Raw genomic sequence first — 26335 nt, 5'->3', positions numbered from 1 at the left:
TTCGGGGTTATTAGCGGAAGACGACGGTGCGGGTGTTGTTCAGCAGGATGCGGTGCTGGCAGTGCCAGGTGATGGCCCGGGCCAGTGCCTGGGCCTCGGCGTCGCGCCCGATCCGCGCCAGCGCGTCGGCGTCCGGGACGTGGTCGACGCGGAACACCTCCTGCTCGATGATCGGACCCTCGTCCAGGGACTCGGTGACGTAGTGCGCGGTGGCCCCGACCATCTTCACGCCCCGCGCGTAGGCCTGGTGGTAGGGCTTGGCGCCCTTGAAACCGGGCAGGAACGAGTGGTGGATGTTGATGGCCCGCCCGTGAAGCGCGCGGGTCAACTCGTTGGAAAGCACCTGCATGTAGCGGGCCAGCACCACCACGTCCGCCCGGAGGTCGGCAATGACTTCCTGGAGCCGGGCCTCGGCGGCGGGCTTGGTGTCGGCGGTGACGGGAACGTGGATGAAGGTCAGCCCGGCCGCCTCGGCCATGGGACGCAGGTCCTCGTGGTTGGAGACGACGCCGACGAGTTCGGCCCCCAGCGTCCCGGTCCGCCAGCGATAGATCAGGTCGTTGAGGCAGTGCCCGAACTTCGAGACCATGACCAGCACCCGCTGGGCCCGCCCGTCGTGGAACGCGAAGTCCATGTCGAACTCCCCCGCCAGCTTGCCGAATGCCGCTTCCAAGTCCTCGGCGGTGTCCAGCGGATCCCCGCCGGCCAGCGCGGTGCGCAGGAAGAGCCGGCCGCCGACGTGGTCGTCGAATTGCTGGTGTTCGGCGATGTCGAACCCGCGGTCGTCCAGGAACCCGGTCACGGCACGCACGATTCCGGGCTTGTCGGGGCAGGAGAGGGTGAGGACAAAGCGAACGCTGCGCGGGTGCGTGGCATCGGCGGTCGCGGCCGGCTCGTGGATCATGGTGGTCATGTTTGCTCCCTTGGCTCGTTGAAAGGTGGATGGCTGAAAGGTGGTTGTCTGCGGCTGGATGGTGGCGTGCGGATCGTGGAGGTTCATCGGGCATCGGCCCCGCGGCCCGGGCAGCGGTCCCCGGAGGCACAGTCTTCGGTGCAGTCGTGCTTGGTCACCAACTCGAAGGGCACCCCGCCGTGTTCGTCGACGCCGCTGCGGATGGCCCTTTCGACCACCGAGTCGGCCAGCTTCTTGCGCAGCGCCAGCGGGTCGCGGCGCAGGTCCTTGACCAAGGCGATGCACAGGATGAACATGACGGCGGCGAAGGGCAGCGCCGAGACGATGGTGATGTTCTTCAGGCCGTTCAGCGCCTGATCGGGGTTGTCGCCGCCGGCCAGCAGCATGATGGCCGCAACCGCCCCGGTGAGCACGCCCCAGAACACGATCACGCGCCGTGAAGGTTCCAGCCGCCCGTTGGTGCTCAGCGAGCCCATCACGATCGAGGCGGAGTCGGCCCCCGTGACGAAGAAGATGCCGACCAGCACCATCGCCAGGACGGCGATGGCCAGGGTGATCCCCGGAGACGCGCCCAGGTGCTGGATCAGGTCGAACAGGGCGCCCTGGAAGTCGATGGATGGTTCCCCGTCGACCATGTCCACCATCGAGCCGGTGGCCCCGTTGGAGGCCTCCGCCTTGAGCTGGACGTCAAAGGCGGCCCCGCCGAAGATCGAGAACCAGATGACTGACACCAGGGACGGAACCAGTAGCACTCCGGTGACGAACTGGCGGATGGTGCGTCCCCGGCTGATCCGGGCAATGAACATGCCCACGAACGGGGCCCACGACACCCACCAGGCCCAATAGAAGATGGTCCAGCTCGACATCCAGGCCCGCACCGACTCGTCGCCGGCCGATTCGGTGCGCGAGGCCATCGAGGGCAGGTCGCGGACGAAGTCGCCGATGGCCGACGGAATCAGGTTCAGGATCAGCAGGGTGGGTCCCAGCACGAACACGAGCACCGCCAGCAGCAAGGCCAGCACCATGTTGATGTTGGAGAGCCATTGGATGCCCCGTGAGATCCCGGAGACCGCGGAGAGCACGAAGCAAACGGTCAGTACCGTGATGACCCCGACCAGCACCGGGGAGGCGACCTTGCCGACCCAGCCGTTGAATTCGATGCCGCTGGCGATCTGCATGGCCCCGAGGCCCAGCGAGGCGGCGGTGCCGAAGAGCGTGGCGAAGATGGCCAGGATGTTCACGATCTTGCCTGCTGGTCCCTCGACCCGTGGGCCGAACAGGGAGGTGAAGGCCGAGGAGATCAGCTGGCGTCGCCCCAGCCTGAAGGTCGAGTAGGCCATCGCGATGCCTACCACCGCGAACATTGCCCAGGGATGGATGCTCCAGTGGAAGATGGACGTGGCCATGGCCGTCTGGATGGCTTCGGGTGTGCTCCCGTCAACGGTTTCCGGCGGCGGGGCGACGTAGTGGTAGAGCGGCTCGGCAACTCCGTAGAAGACCAGCCCGATGCCCATGCCGGCGCTGAACATCATCGAGATCCAGGAGACGGTGCGGAACTCGGGTTTCTCCCCGTCGCGACCCAGCGGGATGTTCCCGAACCGGCCCAGGGCCAGCCAGAGCACGAAGACCACGAAGAACGAGGCCAACGAGACAAAGAACCAGCCGGTGTTCTCGGTGACCCATGACAGTGCCACGTTGGAGGCATCCGAGAGCGATTTGGTGTTGACAAGCCCCCAGACGACGAAGGCCAGCGCGAAGGCCCCCGCCACACCGAAGGTGACTTTGTCCAGCCCCTCGGGCAGGCGCGGGATCGTCCTGATGGCCCTACGCTCCGATTCGCTGTCCTTCAACTCCTGCAGGATCGCGGTGTCATCGGGCGGTGGCACCGTTTCCGGGTCCTGGGCCAGGTCCGCGTCCGGCCCCTCCAGTTCATCGGCAAGGGCTTCGTCGGTGTTCAATGCCATGGGGAATTCCTTTGACTTGGGAATGCGAATTGCGTCTTTGGAGCCGAATGTGTCGTGTGCCCGGACGGCGCGCCACGTGCTGGGGCCCTATCCGGGAATGATGGCGCCGGGCGGAAGTTTTGGCTGTTGCGTGGTTGAAGCGGATGTTGGACCTCGCGACCCTCCACCCAGCCTCCTGCCAGCGAGGCGTCCTGGTGCGTGCAAACTTTGTGCATTACTCACCCGGCCCTTCCCGTGGTTTGTTTCGGCAATGAAAAGGGTCGTCTCTGTTTCGTATCAATCAACAGCAAGCGTCTCGAGCAACAATCGTGGCCCACCTCACATCTCAAAGTCAAGGGGTTTGCAAACTAATACAAGCGGCTCGCCGAATGCGATGTGTGCCTGGCGGAGGGCCCCGATAACCTCCGCCCTTCGCCACGGCAATATGCGCGACAGGTGTATTGAACCCTGGGCGCTGAATGGAAACTCGAGGTGTTGCGGCCGGCCGGACGGGCGTCTTGCCGATGGGCGTCGCCGGGGGAATCAGTGTCCCGAGACTTCCGGAATCAACCCCGCGGAAGCAGACTGGCATGGCCCTATTGGCCTCGCCCTCTCTTCCGGACGCGACCAGGGTCGGAGGACGCCAGCGGCGGCTTGTCGATCACTACCCGTCCGCCATCCCCTGATGCCGAAGAACGCGGATACAGTGCCTTGCTCGCTTCCCGGCGGAGGTCGCACAGGATGCTGCCTAACGACCGGCCAACGCCTTCAAGGCGCTTGCTGACTTCGGACCTGCCGGGCCATCGGGTCGCATTGGCACCAAGAAACCGGGCCGATCCTCGTGCGAACTCAGAGGTCATCCTCCAGGCGCTCGGTGAGGATTCGCTTCGCCCTGGCCTGCAGGATCCCGAGGGATTCCTTGACCAGGGGCGAAGCGATGCCGCCTTTACGCACGGCGGCGACGATCCTCCGCGAGGGCTTTCCCCGGCCCGAGATGGGCAGGCGCGTCACGTTCTCCGCGCTTCCCAGGGTCGCCAGGCGCGGCAGCAGGCCAACGCCCATCCCCGCCCCGACGAAGGCGATCTGGGTTTCCCACTCGACGGCCTCGTGGGCGATCCTGGGAGTCACGCCGACGGCGGTGAACGCCGCGGTGAACAGCGCATGATAGGTCGACCCCGGGGCCTCGGTGATCCACGGTTCGGTGGCCAGCTCCTCGAGAGTCACCGAGGCCCGCGACGCCAGCGGGTGGTCGGAAGGCAGGATCACATCCAGTGGATCGTTCAACAGCGTGGTCTGCTCAAAACGCGGATCCTCCTCGACGTGCGTATCGGATTGCATGGCCACGATGACCGCCAAGTCGATACGCCCGGCAACCAACAGGTCGAAGCACCGTGCCGGATTCGCCTCGAGCACCTGGACCTCCACCTCGGGGCGCGAGGAGCGCAGGGCCGCGGCCAGCGGCGCGAGGAGTTGGGCTGCCGCGGTGGAAAATCCACCGAGCCCGAAATGCGATTGCACCTGGTCCCCCGCTTCCAGCGCCGCGGCCCGCAACCGTTCCCACTCCGTGACCAAGGTGTCTGAACCCGTCACCAGATACCGGCCGGTGGCCGTCAGGCGCACGCCCCTGCCGTCCTTGGTCAGCAGCTGCATTCCCAACACGCGCTGCAGCTCGCGCAGCTGCGCCGAGACGGCGGACGGCGAGTATCCGGTGAGCTCCGCGGTTGCCCCGACGGTGCCACATCTGGCGAACACCCTGAGCGTGGTGAGTCGTGGATCAATCATGCACACATTCTGCACCAGTATCGCCAAAATCTTGCGCTTTTATTGCAGGGCGCGGATCCCTAACCTCATGAGTAAGACGATTCCGGCAAACACAGTGACGACGATCACCCTCCAGGGCCCCGGCCCGCATGGGATATCAATGCTCCACAAAACCAGGTCACGGGCAACCGAGACGCGGGGCAGCGAATTCCCAGCCATCACCGCAGTCGGCTTGAAAGCCCTCGTTGCCGTTCATCGATTTGAGCTGCAAGCATCAAATAATCCAACTTGCTTCACCAAAACTGACAACAACAATCCTCATAGACAGTCTGATGCGGGCAGCATCACCGTGAAGGTCTGATCGCCAACTCATAGGAGCCATCCAATGTCAGGTAACAAAGCAGTCGCATACAAGGCGCCGGGGATCGTGGAAATCATCGACACCCCGTTCCCCACCTTTGAATTGCAGGCCGGACCCGGCGTCAATCCTGTCAACGTCGGCCGCAAGGTCCCGCACGGGGTCATCCTGCGCACCGTGGCCACCAACATCTGCGGCTCCGACCAGCACATGGTCCGCGGCCGCACCACCGCCCCCGCCGGCCTGGTTCTGGGCCACGAGATCACCGGGGAGGTCATCGAGACCGGCCCCGACGTGGAGTTCATCAAGGTCGGCGACATCGTCTCGGTCCCGTTCAACATCTCCTGCGGGCGCTGCCGCAACTGCAAGGAGGCCAAGACCGGGATCTGCCTCAACGTGAACCCCGACCGCCCGGGCTCCGCCTACGGCTACGTCGACATGGGCGGCTGGGTCGGCGGCCAGGCCGAATACGTTCTGGTCCCCTACGCCGACTGGAACCTGCTGAGGTTCCCGGACCGGGACCAGGCCCTGGAGAAGATCATGGACCTGACCATGCTCTCCGACATCCTGCCCACCGGCTTCCACGGCGCGGTCACCGCCGGGGTCACGGTCGGCTCCACCGTCTACGTCGCCGGCGCCGGGCCCGTCGGGCTCGCCGCCGCCGCCAGCGCCCAGCTGCTCGGGGCCGCGGTCGTCATCGTCGGGGACATGAACGAGGACCGCCTCGCCCAGGCCCGCTCCTTCGGCTGCGAGGCCATCAACGTCGGCGCCGGGGACCCGGCCGACCAGATCGAACAAATCCTCGGCGTCCGCGAGGTCGACTGCGGCATCGACGCCGTCGGCTTCGAGGCCCGCGGCCACGGACACGGCTCCGAAGCCCGGGAGGCCCCGGCGACCGTGCTGAACTCGCTCATGGACCTCACCAAGGCCGGCGGCTCCCTGGGCATCCCCGGCCTCTACGTCACCGGCGACCCCGGCGCCGTGGACGAGGCCGCCCAGAAGGGCAGCCTGTCCCTGTCCCTGGGCACCGGCTGGGCCAAGTCCCTGTCCTTCGCCACCGGCCAGTGCCCGGTCATGAAGTACAACCGGCAGCTGATGATGGCGATCCTGCACGACCGCATCCACATCGCCAAGGCCGTCAACGCCCAGGCCATCACGCTCTCGGACGCCCCGCGTGGCTACGCGGAGTTCGACGCCGGCGCCGCCACCAAGTACGTCCTCGACCCCAACGGCTACCTCAGCAACTAGCCCGCGGTAAAGGATTGCGGGTTGCCCCGGATCCGCTTACAAGCAGGTTGGAGCGGTCGTTGCACCACCAGTCATTTGGGAGTTGCAACCACGTCGTCCTTGATGAAGAAACCACCCAGCGGCGGCAATCCCCTGGGCCAGGCAAGGCCCTCCTCTGGGAACCTCCAACGCACCACTGAGCGGCCCAGAACGCTTGGATAGGGTTTTCACAGCGGCCAGGGAACTAGGATTCCAGCCCCTCAGATGGTGCCCACGGGTACGAGAGACAGCGGCGGGCCTCGGCTTAGGCGTTTCGCGCGGCGCGCACCGGCGACGCGATGTCGGAGCTGTGGTCCGGCTCGTCAGCCGGCGGTGTAGCCCAGGGACGCGCTGACCTGCAGCCCCGCCTGCTTGAGCCCCTCGAGCAGCCCGGGCTCCTTTTCGGGGTCGAAGCGGAAGCTCGGGCCCGAGATGCTCAGAGCACCGACCACCACCCCCAGGTGGTTTCGCACCGGCACCGCAACGGAATTGATGCCCATCTCGAACTCCTCGCGGGCCTGGGCGTATCCGTTCTTCACGACCTGCAGCAAGTCTTCTTCCAGGGCCGTCCGGGTGCGGATGGTGTTGGCCGTGCGCTGCGGCATCTTGGCGACCTTCAGTATCCGGCCGCGTTCGTCGGCGCCCAGTGCCGCGAGCAGGACCTTGCCGCTGGAGGTTGCGTGCAGGGGCGTGAGGCTGCCGAGCCAGTCGTAGGTCGCCAGGGTCGAAGGGCCCATGGCCTGGTCCACGTTCACCGCGTATTCCTCGCGCAGCACCGCAAGGTTGACCGTCTCCTTGAAGTCCTCGGCCAGCGCCTCGAGCACCGGGCGGGCCAGGCCCACCAACGAGAGCCGACCGGGAATGGTGCTGGCCAGCTTCAGGATGCCGAACCCCAGCTCGTATTTTCCGCGGTTGGTGTTCTGCTGCACCATGCCGCGGGCCAGCAGCGAACCCAGCAGCCGGGATGCCGTCGACTTGTGTATCTGCAGCTCTTCGGCGACCTCGCCGACGCCGGAACTTCCGTCCCGGCCGAGGATTTCCAGGATCGCCAGGGCCCGATCCACCGACTGGACGCCACCGGGCACGGCATCGTCGCCGTCCACTTCCGGGCCATGCGTTTCATCGACTGACAAGGGATCTCCGTCCTTCGTGTTCATCTATGCACTGGGTCTTTTCCTCCAGCTTAGGCTGTGGCCCGGGAAACGCACGTGCCCCGGGCCACAGCGACTAGGCGATCCGGGTGCCGGAGGCGAGCCTTCCGGCGGGGGTTTTCAGCCTGCTTCGACCTGCGACCAGGATTCCGCCGGCCAGCAACACCTGGATGCCAAGCCCCAGCGGCCACAACGGGGCAGGGATCGGCGGCAGACCGGTGGTCTTGACGCCGTTCAGGCAGGGCATTTGGTACGCGGGGCCCGCCTGCGAAAAGCGCACCCCGTCGCTGATGGCCCCCATGGGACCGGTAGCCGCGAACATCGAAGGGCCTTCTGTCGCCGGGCCCCGCGGCGCGGCATCTGCCACCACGACAAACGGGTTGGCCGCCAGCAGCCAGGTGATCCGTTCGGTGGCAAAGGTTTCCTGCGTGTACGTCCGGGTATCGCAGGTGTAGTTGTCGCCGTCCCACTCGACGTACGAGTTCTCGGTCATGTATTCATCGGGCCAGACCTGGTTGGACAACTGGACTTCGGTCTTCACCAACTGCAGGCTCAGCCCATAGGCAACCAACGTCCCGATGCCAAGCAGAGCCACCAACAGGTAGGTGACCATGACGGCGAAGAGCGTGCGGTTGGCAAGCGCCGAGACCCCGACCCCGAGTGCGCAGACGACCGCCAGCTGAAGGGCCAGCATGCCCAGCAACACCGGGGCCGCCGGCAGGTAGACGTCCCCGTAGGTCATGGCCCAGCCGATCAGCGGCAGCGTCACCACCAGGAACCCCAGCGATGCCGCCCACGAGGCCAACCACTTGCCCCACAACAGCTGTCCCGGGGTAAGCAGCGTGTTTTGCAGGATCGCCAGGGTCCCGTTGGCCCGGTCCCCGGTGATCGAGTTGGCACTCAGCGCCGGGGCGATGAGCATGCCGAAGAACAGGACAAACGCGATGACCAGCTCGAACATCACCTGGCCGGGGCCGAATTCGTTCTGGCCCGCGCTCAGGGCGGCAAGGCCCACGACGGCGGCGACCACGACGAACCAGATGCCCAGCATGATGTACCAGCCGCGGTTGCGGACGCGCTGCCGGATTTCCATGCCGAACACGGTGCCGATGCCGGCCAGATAACCCAGGGCCGGGGCGGGGGATGCTGCGCGCGGGGGCGTGGAAACAGTCATGGCATTTCATCCTCAAGGCTCAGGTAGGTCTCCTCGAGAAGTCCCGAGGACGGGGCGAAGGCGGCAATGGGTATGCCGGCACCGACCAGCATGCCCAGCAGTGCCGCAGCCTGCTCATCACCGGAGAGCCTCACCTTGGCGCTGCCGCCGTTGTTTTCAAGGTTCGGGTCGTATGAGGCTTCGAGGCCGCTGGATTCGAGCCCGCGGCGCAATGCCTGCAGGTCGAAGCTCACGATGGTGTAACCACGGCCCTGCGTCCCGGACTCGGCGAGTCGCTGGCTGCGCACGGCCTTCCCCTTGGACAGAAACACTGCGGCGTCTGCCATTTCATCGAGTTCCGCCAGGACGTGGGAACTGATCACCACGGCTTTGCCGCTGTCGGCGAGCTGCCGCAGGAGGGTGCGCAATTGCACCCGCGCGCCCGGGTCCAGTCCGCTGGCCGGCTCGTCAAGAAGCAGCACCGCAGGATCGTTGACCAAGGCCCTGGCCAACGAAAGCCGCTGGGCCTGCCCGCGCGAGAGCACCCGGGCCGGGGTGTCCGCCAGCTGTCCGAGGTTGACCACATCCAGCAGCTCGGCGGCCCGCACCCTGGCTTGCGTCTTGCCGATGCCATAGAGCGCCGCAACGGTGGTGAGGATTTCGCGGCTGGTCAGGCTTTCCCAGACGCCCAGGGTGTCTGGCATCCAGCCAAGGATGGCGCGCACCGCACGGGGATCGCCCACCGGGTCGATGCCCTGGATCCGGATGCTTCCGGCATCCGGGCGCAAGAGCGATGCCAGCATCAGCAACAGCGTGGTCTTGCCCGACCCATTGGGTCCGATCAGCGCCGTGACCTCCCCCGGGGCTGCGTGAAAGTCGATGCTTTCCACGGCCTGCACGGTTCCAAAGGAACGGGCAAGGCCACGTGCCTCGATTCCCGGTTCCAGTCCTTTTTGTCGTCCAGGCATCTTGCCCGGACCAGTTATGACGCTTTCCATGAGTTCCCCCACCGTTGGTAGTTTCGAAGTCCCCCGCCCAGTGCTCTAAAGCTACGGACCAAAAGCACGCAAGTCACCCTTTTATCCAATCCGTTACCAAATAGCACCCTTCATTCCTCAACTGCGGCCTGCCGTCCGTCCAAGGTGACCTCGACGACACCGAACCGAGCAAATAGACCAGCCGAGGCGCCCTTTATGACCTAGAACGGTCACGCATTGGGGTCCCGGTGCATCACAATGGCTAATATGGGTTCGGCGCCAACAACTGCCGCGCCCTTCGAAGTCCCACCTGTTCCCGTCCCATGGAGTGTGCTGACGCATGAGCCTGATTGTCCAGAAATTCGGCGGATCTTCCGTTTCAGATGCCGAAGGCATCAAACGTGTTGCCCGTCGGATTATTGACACCAAGTCCGCCGGCCACGATGTCGTCGTGGTGGTTTCCGCCATGGGCGACACCACCGACGAGCTGCTCGACCTCGCCGGGCAGCTGACCGAAGAAGCCCCGGCCCGTGAGATGGACATGCTTCTGTCTGCAGGCGAACGCATCTCCATGGCACTGCTGGCCATGGCCATCGACGGGCTCGGAGCCAAGGCCGCTTCCTTCACCGGCTCACAGGCCGGCATGTTGACCGATGCCATCCACGGCAAGGCCCGCATCATCGAGGTTTCGCCGCAGCGCGTGCGCCGGGCCATCGACCGCGGCTACGTCGCCATCGTCGCCGGATTCCAGGGCATGAGCAAGGAATCCAACGACATCACGACCATGGGTCGCGGCGGATCCGACACCACCGCGGTGGCGCTCGCCGCCGCACTCGGTGCCGATGTCTGCGAGATCTACACCGACGTCGATGGCATCTACACCGCCGATCCCCGCGTGGTTCCGACGGCCCGCAAGATCGAGACCATTTCCAGTGAGGAAATGCTGGAAATGGCGGCTTCAGGCGCCAAGATCCTGCACCTGCGTTGCGTTGAATATGCGCGTCGTTTCGGGGTTCCACTTCATGTGCGATCCTCGTTCAGCACCAATGAGGGAACCTGGGTCCTTCCCAGCCCCGATGACCAGATCAAGATTCAAGAGGGAGAACCCTTGGAACAGCCCATCATTTCCGGTGTCGCCCACGACCGCTCCGAAGCCAAGGTCACCATTGTCGGAGTCCCCGACATCCCGGGCAAGGCCGCCCAGATTTTCCGTGTCATTGCCGGCGCCCACGCCAACATCGACATGATCGTCCAGAACTTCTCAACCTCGGGTTCGGGGCGCACCGACATTTCCTTCACGCTCCCCATGGTCGATGGAAAGCACGTGAAAGAGGCGCTGCGCTCCGCCCAGGCGGAAATCGGTTTCGAGGACATCTCCTACAACGAGAACGTCGGCAAGCTTTCGCTCATCGGTGCTGGCATGCGCTCGAACCCGGGCGTTTCCTTCACCTTCTTCGAGGCCCTGCACCAGGCCGGCGTGAACGTGGACATGATTTCCACCTCGGAAATCCGCATCTCCATCGTTACCGACGCCAACAAGCTGGATGCCGCGGTGCGTGCAATCCACGCGGCGTTCGACCTGGATGCCGAGGACGAAGCGACCGTCTACGGCGGCACCGGCCGCTAGGGTCCATATCCCTTAACGCCGCGCGGTCCGTGGCACCGGGGCACGCCAAGGGGGCGTGCCTTCGGTACTGCGGACCGTTTTTGGTGGTGGGCGTGGTGCGGTGGCGGATCCCGGCGGCGCTCAGACGGGGGTGCCGGGCAGGGCGGGGGCTGTGGAGGTGTACTGGGCGCCGGTGGGGGTGGTGATCAGGATGGTGTGCCGTCCGCCGGTGTCCAGCACTTGTTCTTCCCAGCCGTCCTGTTCCTTGGTCTGGTTGCAGGCGGCGCAGCGTCCGGCGCCGTTGGCTTCGCTGGTCGGTCCGCCGCGGCTGTGTTGGACGACGTGGTCGAAGTGCTTGATCGGTGCGTTGCAGTAGGGGGTGCGGCAGTACTGGTCGCGGATGCGGATCAGGTCCTTGAGCGCCTTGGGGAATTGGCGGGAGCGTGAGTCCATGCCCACCAGGGCCCCGGTGTCCGGGTGGGTGTAGAGCCGTTTCAGGGCCACCTGTGCGCGGCGGCGTTCCCGGTCCTGCGGTTCGCGTCCGCCGACCAGGTTCCTGGCCCAGGTGGACGGGACGGTGCCGTAGCCTTCCAGATGCGCCGGTTCGCTGCTGCCCTGGAGCAGGGTCCTGTCGCTCATTGCCAGGTACAGCATGAGCTGGGTGCCCTCGGCGGTGGACCTGCCGGTGATCCGGTCCACGGCGACGTCGGCCATGATCTGGGCCCGTGTGCGGGTGTCCCCGGCCGCCTGGAGCCTGTCCGCTTCGAGGGTGAGGGCCTGGCGGACCGCCAGGCCGTCCTCGACCGAGAGCATCCCGGCGACCTGCATCATCGCGTCCCGGGCCGGGAACACCGCGAGGTACCGGCAGGACTTGGCCTCCTCCAGGCGCGTCAGCGCGTCGGAGCCGTCGTAGGCGTAGGCGAGCCGGCGGACCCGGTCCACGACGGCGCGCACGCACAGGCCCTTGAGCCCTTCGGGATCGCGCAGCAGGGCGGCGTCGATCTCGCCGCGCTGCGCCGCGGGGAGGTTCGCGGTTTCGCGGTCGATGGTCCGCGCCTGGGCCTCGCCGATCTTGCCGCGCACCAGGGCGATGAGGGTGAATGGCAGGTCGGCGAGCAGGCGGCCGGAGAAGCCCAGGAAGGCCCTGCCCTGTTCCGGGGATTCGCGGCGTGCCAGGGCGATTTGGGCCCCGACCCCGTAGGACGGGTTGTTTTCCCGCACCCCGGCCTCGGTGCGCCGGGCCACGACGTCGGCCTCGAGCATGGTTGCGGACATGACCTGGGCGCCGGCCGCGGCGCCCTTGACCTCCTCGGCCAGGGCGATCTTCTCGTGAAGCTCCCGGGCGGTGCCGCCCGTGTCCAGGGCGGCCAGCCCGTCGCGCACGTATCTCAGGAACGCCAGGTCGTCGTCGTGGCTTCGCCCCGGCACCGGCGGGAGGCAGGCGGCGGGTGGGGCCGGAAAGTATTCGTCGGGAGGTTCGCCTCTGGATCCTCCGCTGGGATATTTATCGAACATATCTCCATTATACGCCCGAAAACCCCCGAAAAGAAGGGTGAAAAACAACGCAAATCATCACAAATACACACGTCAAGCACGCTTTTCGGTTATCCACAATGCTGCGCGGGGGCCTTGACAAACATCGCCGAACGGGAGGGAACGGTCCGGGGATTAAGCCTTTCCCGGCCGGCCCGGCGATAATGAATGGATGCCCTCCCCCTCGCTTGCCTGGCTGCCCGAAGAGCAGTGGCTGCCGTCCGCCGCCGCCCATCAGGCGCGCGCGAAGCGCTTTGGCGAGCCGTTCACCGAGCGCCGGATGAAGCGCCAGAAGCACCCGATCGAGGACTTCCTCTTCACCTATTACACGCAGAAACCGGGACAGCTTTATCGCTGGCATCCCGGTCCCGGTGTGGTGCTTTCCGGGGACGGCGCGAAGGAACGCGGGAATTGGAAGTTCTATCGCGAGGTGCTGCATCCCGAGACCGGCGAGCGCGGCTACACGGTGGACCTCGAGGCATTTGCGCAAGCGCGGGCCGAGGCCATCCGCTTCGCCAATATCATCCTGGCCGGAACCGCCACCCGGGCCGCCAACTTCGCGTGCTTCGGGCTGCACGAATGGGCCATGGCCTACAAGTCCGCAGACAACGGGATCCGGCACGAATACCTGCCCCTGCGCCTGGGGGCCGCGGGGACCGACGCGGTGGTAGAGGAACACAAGATCCGCTGTACGCACTTCGACGCATTCAGGTTCTACACCCCCGAGGCCGTGCCGCTCAACGAATTGCAGCCGACCCGCGAAACCCAGCGGGACCTTGAGCAGCCCGGGTGCCTGCACGCCAACATGGACCTGTACAAGTGGGCCTACAAGCTCACCCCCGCGGTGCCCAGCGACCTGGTCATGGACTGCTTCGAACTGGCGTGGGACATCCGCACCATGGACATGCAGGCATCCCCCTACGACCTGGCCGACTGGGGACACCCGCCCATTGCCATCGAGACGCCCGCGGGCAAGGCCGAGTACGTGCGCCTGCAAAAGGACTTTGCCGACCGGTCACAGGTGCTGCGCCAACGCCTCTTGGCCGTTGCCCATTCACTGCCGGTGGCACAGACTTAAGAAGGGCCGCCACCGGCAGCCCACGGCAACGTCCCCGGATCGGCGGAGAGAACATGCGGGCGCAGAAACACTTGATCGTCACGGCGTTGTTGGTGGGCGCGGGCGTGCTGCTGGCCGGATGCGCCGATGCCGGCGGACCCGGCGCGTCGCCGGGCGCACCGTCCTCCGGCCAGGCGCCAACCGCGGACCTGCAGATTTCGATCCGGGCCAACGGCACCGACGAAAGCGCGCACCACCACCTGCTGTGCAACGGCCCCCTGGCCCTGGAACAGAGCGAACATCCGCGGGCCGCGGCGGCCTGCGCCCTGCTGGATGCCAGCCCCCAGCTGCTCGCCCCGCCGGCGGCCGGCGCCACCCGGATGTGCACCCAGCAATACGGCGGCCCCGCCGTCGCCCGGGTCACCGGAACGTTGGGCCCACGCACGGTGGAACGCGGCTTCGACCTGCGCGACGGCTGCGGGATCTCCGACTGGACCGCTGCACTGCCGCTGCTGGTCGACCAGCCCACCGGGCAATTGCAATAGGGGGGCGGGCTCAGTCCTGGACCAGGTAGCGGTGCTCGGGCCGCCCCCGGCTGCCGTAGGCCAGCTCCAGGCGCAGCGATCCGGCCTGCACCAGGTTGGCCAGGTAGCGCTGGGCGGTGGCGCGGGAAATGCCCACCGCGGTGACCACCTGCATGACGGTGGCCGGCTCCCCCGCGGCCGCCACGGCCGCGAGCACGGCCTGCTCGGTGGGCGTCGCCACCACGGTGCCGGCCTCCTCGCCGGCCAGCAGGGTGCGCTGGGCCCGGTCGATGGCCTGCTGGTCCAGTCCCGCGGCGGTGTCCAGCTGCCTGCGGTAGCGGGCATAGGCGCGCAGCCGGGAGGCGAGCACCTTCGGGTCGAAGGGCTTGACCAGGTACCCCAGCGCGCCGCGCCGGATGGCGGTGCGCACCGCATCGACCTCGGTCGCGGCCGAGAGAACGAAGGCGTCCACGTCGAGGGTCGCCAACAGGTCGAGCCCGGAGCCCTGCGGCAGGTAGACGTCGAGCAGCAGCAGGTCCGGCTTGCCCTCGGCCACGGCGCGGGGCACCATGCGGGCATCGTGCACCGGTGCCAGGGCGCGGAAGCCCGGCACCTCATCGACGTAGCCGGCGTGCAGCGCCGCCACCCGGAAGTCGTCGTCGACCACCAGGACCTTGTAGTCGGAGTCCTCGTTCATCGTGCATCGGTCCTTTCGGCAGATCCTGCATCGGTGGACAGCACCCCGGGCAGGCGTGCGGCGAAGACCGCGCCCGCCGCCGGGTGCGCGGTGGTTTCGGGGGCCGGGCCGTCGGGGCGGCGGCCGCCGGGGTCGGCGATCCAGACCTCCCCGCCGCGGGTGCGGGCCAGCCGGCGCACCAGCGGCAGCCCCACGCCCTGGCCGCGCTCCGGGGAGTCCGGCAGCGCCCCGGTGCTGACCCCCTCGGCGAAGACATCGAGCCCGGGCTCGACCCCGGCACCGGAATCGGCGACGGCCAGGTGCAGCGTGGAGCCCTCGGAGAGCAGGTCGACCTCGACCCAGCGCGGGGCCGGGCCCTGGACGGCGGCGCGCAGCGCGTTGTCGATGAGGTTGCCCAGCACCGCGGTGGCGTCCTGCGCGTCGATGAGGCTTCCGTACAGCGCGCTGGCATCCCCCACGCGCAGCACCACGCCGCGCTCGTACGCCTGGACGCCCTTGGCCCCGAGGAAGGCACGCAGGTAGGTGTCCTCGATGGCCGCGAGGTTCTGCACGGGTTCGCGCACCGGCCCGGACTCGATGACCTCGCCGAGGTAGTCCTGGGCCTCGGCCACGTCCCCGTGGTGCAGCAGCCCGGAGATGGTGTGCAGCCGGTTGGCGAATTCGTGGCGCTGGGCGCGCAGGGCCGAGGCCATGGTCTCCACCGCGTCCAGCCGCGAGCCCAGGGTCTCGATGGTGGTCACGTCGCGCAGCAGCACCACCTGTCCCAGGTCGGCGCCGTCGCGGCGCACCGGATGCACCGTGGCCACCAGCGCCGCGTGCTCGGTTTCCAGGCGCAGCGTGGCCCCGTCGCACGAGGCGATGGCGGCAACCAGCGGCGCGGGCAGGCGGGCCTCGGTGTAGGGCAGCCCGATGATGTCGTCGGATTCGTGGCGGTGCGGCAGCCCCAGCATGATCCGCGCGGCCCGGTTGCGCACGGACACCCGCCCGTCGGGGCCGATGCCGATGACCCCGTCGGCCACGCCGTAGAGCACCGCGTCGCGGTCCCGCAGCAGCTGCGCCATCTCGGCCGGCTCCAGCCCCAGGGTCTGGGCCTTGAGCCGGCGCACCAGCCAGCGGGTCGAGGCCGCGGACAGCCCCAGGGCGCCAAGCCCCAGCCCGAACACCCAAAAGCCGGCGGTGCGCAGCCGGGCGGCCAGTTCCTGGACCCCGACCCCGACGCTGACCTCGCCGACGACGGTGTCGCCCTGCGGGGCGAAGACCGGCACCTTGGCGCGCACCGACTCGCCCAGGGTCCCGTGCTCGCGGGAGACCGATTCCTGGCCGGACAAGGCAACGGGATCGGTGGAGACCCGCTGGCCCAGCAGTGCGGGGGTCGGGTGTGCCAGCCGGATCCCGCGGTCCTCGGTGACCACGACGAAGAAGGCGCCGGTGCGCGTGCGCACGGCCTCCGCCGCGCCCTGCACGTACCCGGCGCGCAACGCCGCGGGCTCCAGCGAGCCGGCATCGGCATAGCCCTTCACCTGCTCCCGGATCTCGGGGTCGGCGGCCAGCGTGCGCGCAATGGCCAGGGCGCGTTCCTGGGCCTGCTCGTTGACGCGTTCGACGGTCGCCCACATGGCGCCGGCCGCGGCGGCGAGGATCATCAATCCCACCACCGCGAATTGCAGGCTCATGATCCGGGCGGCGAAGCCGCGGGAGGGCTTGGGCTCTTGGGGCATGCAATCAGTCTAGGACCCTCGTGGGCTTTATGAGCAAAAAAGGATTTAGGGGAAGAAGGGTGCTTTGTGGGCACAACCACACCCGCGTGATGCGCACCACGTAGCGTGTATATCCGTGGTGCCAGGAGGGCCGGTTTCCGGCCGCCCAACCCGCACCGACTCCCATCACTCGCGTAATTCGCAACACTTTAGAAGGAGACCCCCATGCTGGTAGCACTCGGGTTCCTGATGGTCGCCACGTTCATGGCGCTCATCATGACCAAGCGCATGACCCCGTTGCTGGCGCTGATCATCGTGCCCACCGTCTTCGGCCTGTTCGCCGGTGCCGGCCTGGGGCTCGGCGACATGGTCATGGACGCCGTGAAGTCCATGTCCGGAACCGCCGCCCTGCTGATGTTCGCCATCATGTACTTCGGCATCATGATCGACGTGGGGCTCTTCGACAAGCTGGTCGACGGCATCCTGAAGCTGGTCGGCAACGACCCGGCCAAGGTCGTCATGGGCACCGCGCTGCTCACCGGCCTGATCTCGCTGGACGGCGACGGCTCCACCACCTTCATCGTGGTCACCGCAGCGCTGCTGCCGATCTACCAGCGCCTGGGCATGAGCCCGGTCGTGCTGACCTGTGTGGCGGGTTTGACCAACGGCACGCTGAACATCGTCCCCTGGGGCGGACCGACCGCCCGCGCCGCAGCCGCCCTGCACGTGGACGCCTCCGACGTCTTCGTCCCGATGATCCCGGCGCTGGCCGTGGGACTCGTCGTCGTCTTCGCCTTCGCCTGGATCATGGGCGTCTCCGAGCGCAACCGACTGCAGCGCGAGGATCCGCTGCGCTGGGGCCCGGGCTCCGTGATGGCTCCGGGAACCGGCGGTTCCACGGGCTCCTCCAACTCCAAGACCCCGGCCGGCGGCCGCGGCGTCGCGCTGCTGGAAAAGGTCGCCGTGCGCGGCGACGGCACCGAGACCCCCACCATGAACGGCACGGTCCTGGACCCGACCCGCGAGACCCTGCGCCCGAAGCTGTTCATCTTCAACCTGGCGATGACCGTGGCCATCTTCGTGCTGCTGATCCTCGACGTGCTGCCGCTGTCCTACCTGTTCATGATCGGCACCGCCGTGGCACTGCTGGTGAACTTCCCGCGCATCTCCGACCAGGCGAAGATGATCGCCTCCCACGCCTCCTCGGTCATCGCCGTGGTCTCCATGGTGCTGGCCGCCGCGGTGCTCACCGGCGTGCTCTCCGGCACCGGCATGGTCGACGCGATGAGCGCCTGGCTGGTCGACGTCATCCCGACCTCGATGGGCCCGTACCTGGCGATCCTCACCGGCCTGATCTCGATCCCCGCCACGTTCTTCATGAGCAACGACGCCTTCTACTTCGGCATCCTGCCGGTGCTCACCGAGGCCGGCGCCCACTACGGCATCCCCGCGGTGGACATGGCCCGCGCCTCGATCACCGGCCAGCCGGTGCACATGCAGTCCCCGCTGGTTCCCGCGATCCTGCTGCTGGTCTCGATGTCCAAGGTCGACTTGGGCGACCACCACAAGAAGGTGCTCTGGCGCGCGCTGGTCGTTTCCCTGGTGATGCTCGCCGTCGGCGTGCTCGTCGGCGCCATCGGCATCGGCTAGGAACCACCGCACACACACCAGGGAACACACCGCACCAGGGGGCGGGGACCGGTTCAAACCGGCCCCCGCCCCCTGCTGCGTGCAGTCACACACCAGTCGCTTAACACCGCCGAAACCGACGTGTGAAAAGCTGGGACCACGGATCAAGAGTGAGGTGACACCGATGGAATTCCTGCTGCTGCTGGTCGGCCTGCTGTTCGGGACGGTGCTGGTGGTCGGGGTGGGCGAACGCATGCGCCTGCCCTACCCGATCCTGATGCTGCTTTTCTCCGCCGGGGCGGCGTTCCTGCCCTTCATCCCCGAGGTCCACATCGACCCGGAGCTCATCCTTCCGCTCTTCCTGCCGCCGCTGCTCTACGCCGCGGCCCAGCGCAGTTCCTGGTCGATCTTCCGGCTGCGCTGGCGCTCGCTGGTGCTGCTGGCGGTGCTGCTGGTGGTCGCGACCACCGCCGCCGTGGCGGGTGTCGCCTGGCTCATGGTCTCGTCCATGGCCCTGCCGCTGGCCATCGCGCTGGGCGCCATCGTGGCCCCGCCGGATCCCGTCGCGGTGGAAGCCATTGCCAGCAAGGTCAAGATGCGCCGCCGGCTGGTCACCGTGCTGCAGACCGAGGGCCTGTTCAACGACGCCATGGCCATCGTGATCTTCCAGGCCGCGGTCGCCGCGGCCATGAGCGGGGGCGAGGTCGGCTGGGACGTCGTGCCCAATTTCCTCATCGGCGCGGCCGGCGCGATCGTGCTGGGCCTGGGAATGGCCTGGGGCATCGGCACGCTCAACCGCTTCGTCCCGAACCTGGTGGCGCGCTCGGCGGCGACGCTGGTGGCGCCCTACGCCGTGTACCTGCTGGCCGAGCAGGTCCATTTCTCCGGCGTGGTCGCCGTGGTGGTCACCGCGCTGGAGCTGGGCCGCCGGGCCCGCCCGCAGGATTCCGAGGAGCGCCTGACCCGCACCGCCTTCTGGGACGTGGTGGAGCTGCTGACCACCGGGGTGGCCTTCGGACTGGTGGGCATCGAGATGCGCTACATCATCCAGGACGAGGGCAAGAACCTGTTGACCTTCGTCCCGGGCATTGCCGCCATCTGCGCCACGGTCGTGCTGGTGCGCTTCTTCTGGATGATGGCGATGTACAAGATCGGCGGAACCGAGCGCAAGTCCAAGACCCCTGGCTCGCTCAAGGAGGTGCTGGTGCTGTCCTGGTGCGGCATGCGCGGGCTGGCGACGCTCGCCCTGGCCCTGGCGCTGCCGACCACCATGGCCAACGGGCAGCCGCTTGAGGGCCGCAACTTCGTGGTGGCCACCGCCTGCGCCGTGCTCATCGTGACCCTGGTGCTCCCGGGGCTGACCCTGCCGGGACTGATGCGGGCGCTGAAGCTGCCCAACGACCACGCCGCGGAGGAGCACCGGCAGCGTTCGCTCGCGCGCCGCGCGGAGAAGGTCGCGCTGGAGACCATGAAGCGGTCCCCGGCCGCGGCCAAGCTGCCGCAAAAGCGCCGCGACGCGCTGGCCCGGCGCATCTCCTCGCTGCACACCATCCTCGAGGCCGACTTCGAAGCGGACCCGGAGAAGATGCTGCGCCTGAAGCAGATCCTCACCGTGATGGACGACGTGCAGCGCGAGGCGCTGGATGCGGCCCGCAGCGAGATGCTCAGGGCCCGCAACGAACCGGGCAACGACCCGGAGCTGGTGGACCGGGTGCTGCGCCGCCTGGACCTGCGCACCGTCACCCTGGACCACTAGCCGGGACGTGGTCGGGAGTCTTCCCGCTCGCGCCTTGCCCCGGCGGTGCCGGCGGGCGCGGGGGCCCGATCGCGATGACTTGAATATTCATGGCCGAAGTGGGGTTGTCGGCACCGACCCGCACGTGGAAGCCTGAAGCATGACTTCCAATTCTTCCGGCACGTTCCCGCGGCGTGCCTTGCTGTTGTCCACGGCGGTCCTCCCCTTCGCCGGGGGCGCGCCTGCGAGGGCGTCGACACGGACATCGCAGGCACCGCCGGGTTCGTTGGACCGTGATTCCAGGTTCAGGGAGCTGGAAAGCAGGTATGGTGCACGGCTGGGGATCTACGCCGTGAATTCGCGCACCGCCGCGGCGGTCGCGTTTCGGGCCGACGAGCGGTTCGCTTATTGCTCCACCTTCAAGGCGCTGGCAGCCGCCGCCGTGCTCGGCCAACGCAGCATCACCGAGCTGGAGGAGGTCATCCACTACACGCGCGGGGACCTTGTGGAGTACTCTCCCGTCACGGAGAACCACGTCAAGGAGGGAATGACGATGCGGGCGCTGTGTGACGCAGCCGTCCGCCACTCGGACAACACCGCGGGGAACCTGCTTTTCGATGCCCTGGGCGGGCCGGAGGGGTTGAACCGGAAGCTGCGGGACCTTGGCGATACCGTCACCCGGATGGACCGTGTTGAGACGGCGCTCAACAGCGCCGTTCCGGGAGATCCGCGTGACACCAGCACGGCGCGGGCCCTGGCCGGCAACCTGGGGCGGTACGCCCTCGGGGACGCCCTCCCGGCCGGCAAACAGAGGATCCTGAATGATTGGCTGGCCGGGAACGCAACCGGCAACACGTTGATCCGCGCGGGCCTTCCCGAAGGGTGGACGGTTGGCGACAAGTCCGGCGCGGGGGCCTATGGCACCCGCAACGATATCGGCATCGTCTACCCGCCGGAGGGCAACCCGATCTGCATGGCGGTTCTATCGACCCGGGCAGCCGCAGGCGCCGCGCACGATGACACCCTCATTGCAGAGGCAGCCCGCATCGCCATTGAGCACCTCGTCCCCTCGGCATTCCCGGGGACGTAGCAGTCCCCGGGGCCGTCCACATGAGGGATCGGACTCGTCCGCCCGGTGTTGAACGGTGTACCGCCAACATTCACGGAACCCCGTTCAAACGGCCAGGAAAAGCCCGGCCCGAGCCTTGGGCGCTTGCCACGAATCCGGCGCGGACGAATCGGACAAGCCAGGGGTCGGAAACTAGCTGGTGAACTCCGTCAACACGATCTTGCCGCCCGCGTGCCCTGCCATGCTTTCACCGAATGCGGCGGCGGCCTCCTGCATGGGGTACGTGGAGACGACGTTGACCTTGAGGGTGCCGTCATCCACCAGCGCGCCGAGGCGGCCAAGCTCCTTGCCGTCGGGGCGCACCCAAATGAAGTGTCCGCCGTGGCCCGTGACCGAGCCATCGGCGATGGAGGCGTGGGCACCGGCTTCCTTGAGCACTGCCAGGGTGGAATCGAGGGCATCGCCATGGAAGTCGGCGACGCCGTCGACTCCCTCCGGCGACAGGTCAACAACCCGCCCAACCAGTCCCGCACCGTAGGTCACGGGTTCCGCGCCGAGCGCGGCCAGGGTCTTGTGGTTCTTTTGGGAGCCCGTGGCCAGGACCCGTAGGCCCCGGGCAACCGCGAGCTGGATGGCCGCTTGGCCCACGCCACCGGACCCGTTGTGGATCAGCAGGGTCTGGCCGGCCTTGAGCTGCAACGCGTCCAGGGTGCGCTGCGCGGTGCCGCCGGCCAGTGGAAGCGCCGCCGCCTCTTCCCAGGACAGGGATGCGGGCTTGCGGGCAACGGTCGCCGCGGGCAGCACCATGTATTCGGCGAAGGAGCCGAAGTGCACGCTGTCGCGGCGGCCGTAGGCATAGACCTCGTCGCCGACCTTGAATTCGGGGGTGTCGAAGCCAACCGCCTCAACCACGCCGGCAACGTCCCACCCCGGAATGACGGGGAAGGTGACGTCCATGATCTGGTCGAGATAGCCGCCCATGACCTTCCAGTCCACCGGGTTCACACCCGCGGCCTTGACGCGGATCAACACGCTGCCCGGCCCGACCTTCGGCCGGGGAAGCGCGAGCTGCTCCAGCTTGTCAACGCCGCCGTAGCTCGCGTAGGCCATGGCCTTCATTTTCTGTTCACTCATCGTGGCGACCTCTTTCTGTGGGGGATACCCGGGGTGGGGCAGCAAGTGCCTTACCTGCCCCAACCGGGCTGCTCCACGAAATATTCTCCGATGAGTCCTATTCCACAGCATCCACGTAGTACCAGCGGCCGCCCTCGCGCACGAAGTCGCTGACCTCGTGCTGGGAACCGGACTGGTTCAGCAGGCGGTAGTGCGCCTCGAATTCGACAACGCCGCGGGTGTCGAAGGGGCCCCCGGCTTCGGTGCGGATGATGTCCAGGGCTCCCCACACGATCGCCTCGTCCAGCACCAGATCCTCCGGACGGGTGTCCGGGTGCCAGGTCGCCAGCAGGAATTCTTCAAGACCCAGGGTGAAGGCGCTGTAGCGCGAACGCATCAGCGCCAATGCGGTTCCGGGCCATGCGGGGGCGTTCGAATCGTTGAACCCCCGGTGATATCGGCCACAGCAGAATTCGTAGGTTTCCCCGGAATTGCAGGGGCAACGCGTATCTTTTTCCATTGAACCAGCTTAAGGGCACCCGGATCGGCGGATTAACGGCAGGCTGCGCGCCATCGGGGGAGGCCGGCAACCCGACACAAAACCGGCTCAGGCACCCCGTGCCGGTAGACTGGGCAGGCAAGCTCGCGGAGCGCCCCCACCTTTGGCGTGAGACGGCACGTCCGCGGGCGATTAACCACCCCTCGCGCACAGGAGAACCCGGATGCCCCGGATCGTTGTTGATGTTATGCCCAAGCCCGAAATCCTTGACCCGCAGGGCAAGGCCATCGTCGGCGCACTTCCCCGTCTTGGCTTCACCGCGTTCAGCCAGGTCCGCCAGGGCAAGCGCTTCGAACTGACCGTTGACGGCGAAGTCACCGAGGAGATCCTGGCCCAGGCCCGCGAGGCCGCCGAGCGGCTGCTCTCGAACCCGGTCATCGAGGACGTTGTCAACGTCGAGGTTGTCGCAGACTAATGAGCGCAACCGAACTTCCCCTGATCGGCGACTATTCGACGCCCGCCGCCGCGCTGTCCGGCGCCCGCATCGGCGTCGTCACCTTCCCGGGCACCCTTGACGACCGCGACGCTGCCCGCGCCGTGCGCCTGGCCGGCGCCGAGGCGGTGTCCCTGTGGCATGCCGACGCCGACCTGCAGGACGTCGACGCGGTGGTCATTCCCGGCGGATTCTCCTACGGCGACTACCTGCGCGCCGGGGCAATCTCCCGCTTCGCACCGATGATGTCCAAGATCATCGACGCCGCGAACTCGGACGCCAAGCTGCCGGTCCTGGGCATTTGCAACGGCTTCCAGATCCTGACCGAATCGCACCTGCTGCCGGGCTCGATGATCAAGAACGATCACCTGAAGTTCCTGTGCCGCGACCAGGTCCTGCGCGTGGAAAACAACACCACCGCCTGGTCCAACCAGTACGCACAGGGTGAGGAAATCACCATCGTGCTGAAGAACCAGGACGGCCAGTACGTGGCCGACGAAAAGACCCTCGACGCCCTCGAGGCCGAGGGCCGCGTGGCCTTCAGCTACGTGGGCTGGAACCCCAACGGTTCGCGCCGCAACATCGCGGGCATCACCAATGCCGCGGGCAACGTGGTGGGCCTCATGCCCCACCCGGAGCACGCGGTGGAGGCCGGATTCGGCCCCGACCACACCGGAACCGACGGGTTGGGTTTCTTCACCTCCGTCCTGACCCACCTTGTTGGAGGCCAGAAGTGAGCGCCGCAGAGCAGACAACAGAGCAGAAGAAGTTCAACATGGACACCGTGGCCAACGCCGCGGCAACCCCGGAAACCGAACTGCCCTGGGCCGAGCTTGGCCTGAAGCAGAACGAGTTCGAAGAGGTCGTCAAGGTCCTGGGCCGCCGCCCCACCGCCGCGGAACTGGCCATGTACTCGGTCATGTGGTCCGAGCACTGCTCCTACAAGTCCTCCAAGAACCACCTGCGCCAGTTCGGCGACAAGGTCAGCGAGGAAATGAAGAAGGACATGCTCGTGGGCATCGGCGAAAACGCCGGCGTGACCAACCTGGGCGACGGCTGGGCCGTGACCTTCAAGATCGAGTCGCACAACTCCCCCACGATGATCGAGCCGTACCAGGGTGCGGCCACCGGCATCGGCGGCATCGTGCGCGACATCATCTCCATGGGCGCCCGCCCGGTCGCCGTGATGGACCCGTTGCGCTTCGGCGCGATCGACCACCCGGACACCGCACGCGTGATCCACGGTGCCGTCGCCGGCATCGGCGGCTACGGCAACTCGCTGGGCCTGCCGAACATCGGCGGCGAAATGGTCTTCGACTCCGTCTACCAGGGCAACCCGCTGGTCAACGCGCTGGCAGTGGGCGTCATGCGCCACGAGGACATCCGCCTGGCCAACGCCTCGGGCAAGGGCAACAAGGTCGTGCTCTTCGGTGCACGCACCGGTGGCGACGGCATCGGCGGCGCCTCGATCCTCTCCTCGGAGTCCTTCGACGACACCAAGCCCTCCAAGCGCCCCGCGGTGCAGGTGGGTGACCCGTTCGCCGAGAAGGTGCTCATCGAATGCTGCCTCGAGCTGTTCAAGGGCTCCCTCGTCGAGGGCATCCAGGACCTCGGCGCCGCGGGCATCTCCTGCGCCACCTCGGAGCTCGCCTCCAACGGCGACGGCGGCATGGAGGTCGAACTGACCTCCGTCCTGCTGCGCGACCCCTCGCTGACCCCGGGCGAGATCCTGATGTCCGAGTCGCAGGAACGCATGATGGCCGTGGTCTCCCCGGAGAACATCGAGGCCTTCGAGGCGACCATGGACAAGTGGGCCGTGGAGTACTCCTGGCTCGGCGAGGTCACCGACACCGGCCGCCTGGTCATCAAGTGGGACGGCGAAGTCATCGTCGACGTCGACCCGCGCACCGTGGCCCACGACGGCCCGCTCTACGACCGCCCGTACGCCCGCCCCGAATGGCAGGATGCGCTGCAGGCCGACACCTTCAAGTCCTCGGAGGCCGGCGCCAACCTGCCGGCCACCGGGGATGAGCTGAAGGCCGCACTGGTCGAGCTGATGTCCAGCCCGAACATGTGCGACAAGTCCTGGATCACCAACCAGTACGACCGCTACGTCGGCGGCAACACCGCGCTGGCCTCCCCGGACGATGCCGGCGTGATCCGCGTGGACGAGAAGACCGGGCTGGGCGTGGCCCTGGCCACCGACGCCAACGGCCGCTACACCTTCCTGGACCCGTACCACGGCGCGCAGCTGGCCCTGGCCGAGTCCTACCGCAACGTCGCCACCTCCGGCGCCGTGCCGATGGCCGTCTCCGACTGCCTGAACTTCGGTTCCCCCGAGGACCCGGATGTCATGTGGCAGCTGGCCGAGGCCATTCGCGGCCTCTCGGACGCCTGCCTCGAGCTCGGCGTCCCGGTCACCGGCGGCAACGTCTCGCTGTACAACCAGACCGGCTCGACCCCGATCCACCCGACCCCGGTCGTGGCGATGCTGGGCAAGTTCGACGACGTCGAGCGCCGCACCCCCTCGGGCTGGCGCGCGGACGCCGACGGCCAGGCCATCTACCTGCTGGGAACCACGCTCGACGAGCTGGACGGCTCGGAGTTCGCGAACATCCGCGGGCACCTCGGCGGCCTGCCGCCGAAGGTCGACCTGGCAGCGGAGAAGACCCTGGGCGCGATCCTGATCAACGCCAGCCGCGACGGCATGATCGACTCGGCCCACGACCTCTCCGAGGGCGGCCTCGGCGCGGCCCTGGGCGAGATGGCGCTGCGCTACGGCGTCGGTGCCCGCGTGGCGCTGGATGACCTGTGCGAGCGCGACGGCGTCGACGCCTTCACCGCGCTGTTCTCCGAATCGCAGGCCCGCGCCATCGTCGCGGTTCCGCGCTCCGAAGAGGTCCGCTTCAACGACATGGCCACCGCGCGCAACTTCCCGGTGGTCCGCCTCGGTGTCGTTGACGCCGCGAGCACCTCGCTGGAAGTCCAGGGCCAGTTCGACCTGGACCTGGCCGAGCTGCGCGAGGCCCACGAGGCCACGCTGCCGAAGTACTTCGGCTAGGCACGTCCGCATCAGCGGGGCGGGCGGGGGGGGGGCCCCCCCGCCCCGGCGACCGGGGGGGGGGGGGGGGGGGGGGGGGGGGGCCGGGCCGGGGGGGGGG

Annotated in this window: 22 protein-coding genes; 11 read left to right on the top strand and 11 right to left on the bottom strand. The window is 67.5% G+C overall.

Annotated features, from left to right (window positions below):
• Positions 1-10: 10 nt before the first annotated feature.
• From purU to ACIPVK_RS13585, 3 genes are all read right to left on the bottom strand, one after another.
• Positions 11-913, bottom strand: coding sequence for a formyltetrahydrofolate deformylase (gene purU / locus ACIPVK_RS13595; protein ID WP_407612512.1), 903 nt, complete (start codon positions 911-913; stop codon positions 11-13).
• A gap of 83 nt (positions 914-996) precedes the next feature.
• On the bottom strand, positions 997-2877 hold the full coding sequence (locus tag ACIPVK_RS13590) for a BCCT family transporter (protein WP_407612511.1): 1881 nt from the start codon (positions 2875-2877) through the stop codon (positions 997-999).
• An 828-nt stretch (positions 2878-3705) separates the two neighbouring features.
• A complete protein-coding gene (locus ACIPVK_RS13585; RefSeq protein ID WP_407612510.1) occupies positions 3706-4638 on the bottom strand; it encodes a LysR family transcriptional regulator in 933 nt (310 codons plus the stop codon).
• A 67-nt stretch (positions 4639-4705) separates the two neighbouring features.
• Here ACIPVK_RS13585 and ACIPVK_RS13580 point away from each other — a divergent pair, with 67 nt between their 5' ends.
• Positions 4706-4978, top strand: a complete 273-nt coding sequence (locus ACIPVK_RS13580; RefSeq protein ID WP_407612509.1) for a hypothetical protein — start codon at positions 4706-4708, stop codon at positions 4976-4978.
• A 24-nt stretch (positions 4979-5002) separates the two neighbouring features.
• Positions 5003-6223, top strand: a complete 1221-nt coding sequence (gene fdhA, locus ACIPVK_RS13575) for a formaldehyde dehydrogenase, glutathione-independent (RefSeq protein WP_407612508.1) — start codon at positions 5003-5005, stop codon at positions 6221-6223.
• Between the two features lie 341 nt (positions 6224-6564).
• Here the strand turns inward: fdhA and ACIPVK_RS13570 are convergent, their stop codons facing one another.
• The 3 genes from ACIPVK_RS13570 to ACIPVK_RS13560 form a co-directional block, all read right to left on the bottom strand.
• Positions 6565-7374 carry an IclR family transcriptional regulator gene (locus tag ACIPVK_RS13570; RefSeq protein ID WP_407612507.1) on the bottom strand — a complete coding sequence of 270 codons (810 nt, stop codon included), beginning with the start codon at positions 7372-7374 and terminating at the stop codon, positions 6565-6567.
• 94 nt (positions 7375-7468) lie between these two features.
• On the bottom strand, positions 7469-8566 hold the full coding sequence (locus ACIPVK_RS13565; protein WP_407612506.1) for an ABC transporter permease: 1098 nt from the start codon (positions 8564-8566) through the stop codon (positions 7469-7471).
• Positions 8563-9543, bottom strand: coding sequence for an ABC transporter ATP-binding protein (locus tag ACIPVK_RS13560; RefSeq protein ID WP_407612505.1), 981 nt, complete (start codon positions 9541-9543; stop codon positions 8563-8565). Before ACIPVK_RS13560 ends, ACIPVK_RS13565 begins: the two co-directional genes overlap by 4 nt.
• 319 nt (positions 9544-9862) lie before the next feature.
• Here ACIPVK_RS13560 and ACIPVK_RS13555 point away from each other — a divergent pair, with 319 nt between their 5' ends.
• On the top strand, positions 9863-11149 hold the full coding sequence (locus ACIPVK_RS13555; protein ID WP_407612504.1) for an aspartate kinase: 1287 nt from the start codon (positions 9863-9865) through the stop codon (positions 11147-11149).
• A gap of 120 nt (positions 11150-11269) precedes the next feature.
• On the opposite strand, the gene ACIPVK_RS13550 is transcribed toward ACIPVK_RS13555, so the two are convergent.
• Complete coding sequence (locus tag ACIPVK_RS13550) at positions 11270-12643, bottom strand: HNH endonuclease (RefSeq protein ID WP_407612503.1); 1374 nt, start codon at positions 12641-12643, stop codon at positions 11270-11272.
• Between the two features lie 190 nt (positions 12644-12833).
• Here ACIPVK_RS13550 and ACIPVK_RS13545 point away from each other — a divergent pair, with 190 nt between their 5' ends.
• Together ACIPVK_RS13545 and ACIPVK_RS13540 are read left to right on the top strand one after the other, a co-directional pair.
• Entirely contained in the window at positions 12834-13739 is a 906-nt protein-coding gene (locus tag ACIPVK_RS13545; protein ID WP_407612502.1) for a 3-methyladenine DNA glycosylase, read from the top strand.
• Between the two features lie 53 nt (positions 13740-13792).
• Complete coding sequence (locus ACIPVK_RS13540) at positions 13793-14263, top strand: hypothetical protein (protein ID WP_407612501.1); 471 nt, start codon at positions 13793-13795, stop codon at positions 14261-14263.
• Positions 14264-14273: 10 nt separating this feature from the next.
• Here the strand turns inward: ACIPVK_RS13540 and ACIPVK_RS13535 are convergent, their stop codons facing one another.
• Both ACIPVK_RS13535 and ACIPVK_RS13530 read right to left on the bottom strand, forming a co-directional pair.
• On the bottom strand, positions 14274-14939 hold the full coding sequence (locus ACIPVK_RS13535) for a response regulator (RefSeq protein ID WP_407612500.1): 666 nt from the start codon (positions 14937-14939) through the stop codon (positions 14274-14276).
• Positions 14936-16657 carry an ATP-binding protein gene (locus tag ACIPVK_RS13530; RefSeq protein ID WP_407612499.1) on the bottom strand — a complete coding sequence of 574 codons (1722 nt, stop codon included), beginning with the start codon at positions 16655-16657 and terminating at the stop codon, positions 14936-14938. Before ACIPVK_RS13530 ends, ACIPVK_RS13535 begins: the two co-directional genes overlap by 4 nt.
• Before the next feature lie 204 nt (positions 16658-16861).
• Here ACIPVK_RS13530 and ACIPVK_RS13525 point away from each other — a divergent pair, with 204 nt between their 5' ends.
• The 3 genes from ACIPVK_RS13525 (at position 16862) to bla (ending at position 21090) form a co-directional block, all read left to right on the top strand.
• Complete coding sequence (locus ACIPVK_RS13525) at positions 16862-18286, top strand: CitMHS family transporter (protein WP_407612498.1); 1425 nt, start codon at positions 16862-16864, stop codon at positions 18284-18286.
• 163 nt (positions 18287-18449) lie between these two features.
• Positions 18450-20021 (top strand): Na+/H+ antiporter, encoded by a 1572-nt coding sequence (locus tag ACIPVK_RS13520; RefSeq protein WP_407612548.1) that lies wholly within the window; start codon positions 18450-18452, stop codon positions 20019-20021.
• A gap of 139 nt (positions 20022-20160) precedes the next feature.
• Entirely contained in the window at positions 20161-21090 is a 930-nt protein-coding gene (gene bla, locus ACIPVK_RS13515) for a class A beta-lactamase (RefSeq protein ID WP_407612497.1), read from the top strand.
• Between the two features lie 171 nt (positions 21091-21261).
• On the opposite strand, the gene ACIPVK_RS13510 is transcribed toward bla, so the two are convergent.
• Together ACIPVK_RS13510 and ACIPVK_RS13505 are read right to left on the bottom strand one after the other, a co-directional pair.
• Positions 21262-22188 carry an NADP-dependent oxidoreductase gene (locus ACIPVK_RS13510; protein ID WP_407612547.1) on the bottom strand — a complete coding sequence of 309 codons (927 nt, stop codon included), beginning with the start codon at positions 22186-22188 and terminating at the stop codon, positions 21262-21264.
• Between the two features lie 112 nt (positions 22189-22300).
• Entirely contained in the window at positions 22301-22702 is a 402-nt protein-coding gene (locus tag ACIPVK_RS13505; RefSeq protein ID WP_407612496.1) for a YchJ family protein, read from the bottom strand.
• 202 nt (positions 22703-22904) lie between these two features.
• On the opposite strand from ACIPVK_RS13505, the gene purS reads away from it, so the two are divergent.
• From purS to purL, 3 genes are read left to right on the top strand one after another with little or no spacing between them, the layout of a single operon-like run.
• Positions 22905-23156: a phosphoribosylformylglycinamidine synthase subunit PurS gene (gene purS, locus ACIPVK_RS13500; RefSeq protein WP_407612495.1), complete on the top strand. Its 252-nt coding sequence runs from the start codon at positions 22905-22907 to the stop codon at positions 23154-23156.
• Positions 23156-23911: a phosphoribosylformylglycinamidine synthase subunit PurQ gene (gene purQ / locus ACIPVK_RS13495; RefSeq protein WP_407612494.1), complete on the top strand. Its 756-nt coding sequence runs from the start codon at positions 23156-23158 to the stop codon at positions 23909-23911. The genes purS and purQ overlap by 1 nt, the downstream gene beginning before the upstream one ends.
• A 38-nt stretch (positions 23912-23949) precedes the next feature.
• The gene (purL, locus tag ACIPVK_RS13490) at positions 23950-26235 is read left to right on the top strand and encodes a phosphoribosylformylglycinamidine synthase subunit PurL (RefSeq protein WP_407612546.1); all 2286 of its coding nucleotides are present in this window, start codon (positions 23950-23952) and stop codon (positions 26233-26235) included.
• The last annotated feature ends 100 nt before the right edge of the window (positions 26236-26335 follow it).

Source organism: Paeniglutamicibacter sp. MACA_103 (assembly GCF_045798555.1).
Classification (GTDB): domain Bacteria; phylum Actinomycetota; class Actinomycetes; order Actinomycetales; family Micrococcaceae; genus Paeniglutamicibacter.
Note: the sequence above shows the minus strand (reverse complement) of the source record. Positions and strands in the feature narration are given on the sequence as shown.

What these genes read in the sequence shown, in the direction of transcription:
- purU (WP_407612512.1), bottom strand. Translation starts at nt 913, where the DNA reads ATGACCACCATGATCCACGAGCCGGCCGCGACCGCCGATGCCACGCAC.
- ACIPVK_RS13590 (WP_407612511.1), bottom strand. Translation starts at nt 2,877, where the DNA reads ATGGCATTGAACACCGACGAAGCCCTTGCCGATGAACTGGAGGGGCCG.
- ACIPVK_RS13585 (WP_407612510.1), bottom strand. Translation starts at nt 4,638, where the DNA reads ATGATTGATCCACGACTCACCACGCTCAGGGTGTTCGCCAGATGTGGC.
- ACIPVK_RS13580 (WP_407612509.1), top strand. Translation starts at nt 4,706, where the DNA reads ATGAGTAAGACGATTCCGGCAAACACAGTGACGACGATCACCCTCCAG.
- fdhA (WP_407612508.1), top strand. Translation starts at nt 5,003, where the DNA reads ATGTCAGGTAACAAAGCAGTCGCATACAAGGCGCCGGGGATCGTGGAA.
- ACIPVK_RS13565 (WP_407612506.1), bottom strand. Translation starts at nt 8,566, where the DNA reads ATGACTGTTTCCACGCCCCCGCGCGCAGCATCCCCCGCCCCGGCCCTG.
- ACIPVK_RS13560 (WP_407612505.1), bottom strand. Translation starts at nt 9,543, where the DNA reads ATGGAAAGCGTCATAACTGGTCCGGGCAAGATGCCTGGACGACAAAAA.
- ACIPVK_RS13555 (WP_407612504.1), top strand. Translation starts at nt 9,863, where the DNA reads ATGAGCCTGATTGTCCAGAAATTCGGCGGATCTTCCGTTTCAGATGCC.
- ACIPVK_RS13550 (WP_407612503.1), bottom strand. Translation starts at nt 12,643, where the DNA reads ATGTTCGATAAATATCCCAGCGGAGGATCCAGAGGCGAACCTCCCGAC.
- ACIPVK_RS13545 (WP_407612502.1), top strand. Translation starts at nt 12,834, where the DNA reads ATGCCCTCCCCCTCGCTTGCCTGGCTGCCCGAAGAGCAGTGGCTGCCG.
- ACIPVK_RS13540 (WP_407612501.1), top strand. Translation starts at nt 13,793, where the DNA reads ATGCGGGCGCAGAAACACTTGATCGTCACGGCGTTGTTGGTGGGCGCG.
- ACIPVK_RS13535 (WP_407612500.1), bottom strand. Translation starts at nt 14,939, where the DNA reads ATGAACGAGGACTCCGACTACAAGGTCCTGGTGGTCGACGACGACTTC.
- ACIPVK_RS13530 (WP_407612499.1), bottom strand. Translation starts at nt 16,657, where the DNA reads ATGCCCCAAGAGCCCAAGCCCTCCCGCGGCTTCGCCGCCCGGATCATG.
- ACIPVK_RS13525 (WP_407612498.1), top strand. Translation starts at nt 16,862, where the DNA reads ATGCTGGTAGCACTCGGGTTCCTGATGGTCGCCACGTTCATGGCGCTC.
- ACIPVK_RS13520 (WP_407612548.1), top strand. Translation starts at nt 18,450, where the DNA reads ATGGAATTCCTGCTGCTGCTGGTCGGCCTGCTGTTCGGGACGGTGCTG.
- bla (WP_407612497.1), top strand. Translation starts at nt 20,161, where the DNA reads ATGACTTCCAATTCTTCCGGCACGTTCCCGCGGCGTGCCTTGCTGTTG.
- ACIPVK_RS13510 (WP_407612547.1), bottom strand. Translation starts at nt 22,188, where the DNA reads ATGAAGGCCATGGCCTACGCGAGCTACGGCGGCGTTGACAAGCTGGAG.
- ACIPVK_RS13505 (WP_407612496.1), bottom strand. Translation starts at nt 22,702, where the DNA reads ATGGAAAAAGATACGCGTTGCCCCTGCAATTCCGGGGAAACCTACGAA.
- purS (WP_407612495.1), top strand. Translation starts at nt 22,905, where the DNA reads ATGCCCCGGATCGTTGTTGATGTTATGCCCAAGCCCGAAATCCTTGAC.
- purQ (WP_407612494.1), top strand. Translation starts at nt 23,156, where the DNA reads ATGAGCGCAACCGAACTTCCCCTGATCGGCGACTATTCGACGCCCGCC.
- purL (WP_407612546.1), top strand. Translation starts at nt 23,950, where the DNA reads ATGGACACCGTGGCCAACGCCGCGGCAACCCCGGAAACCGAACTGCCC.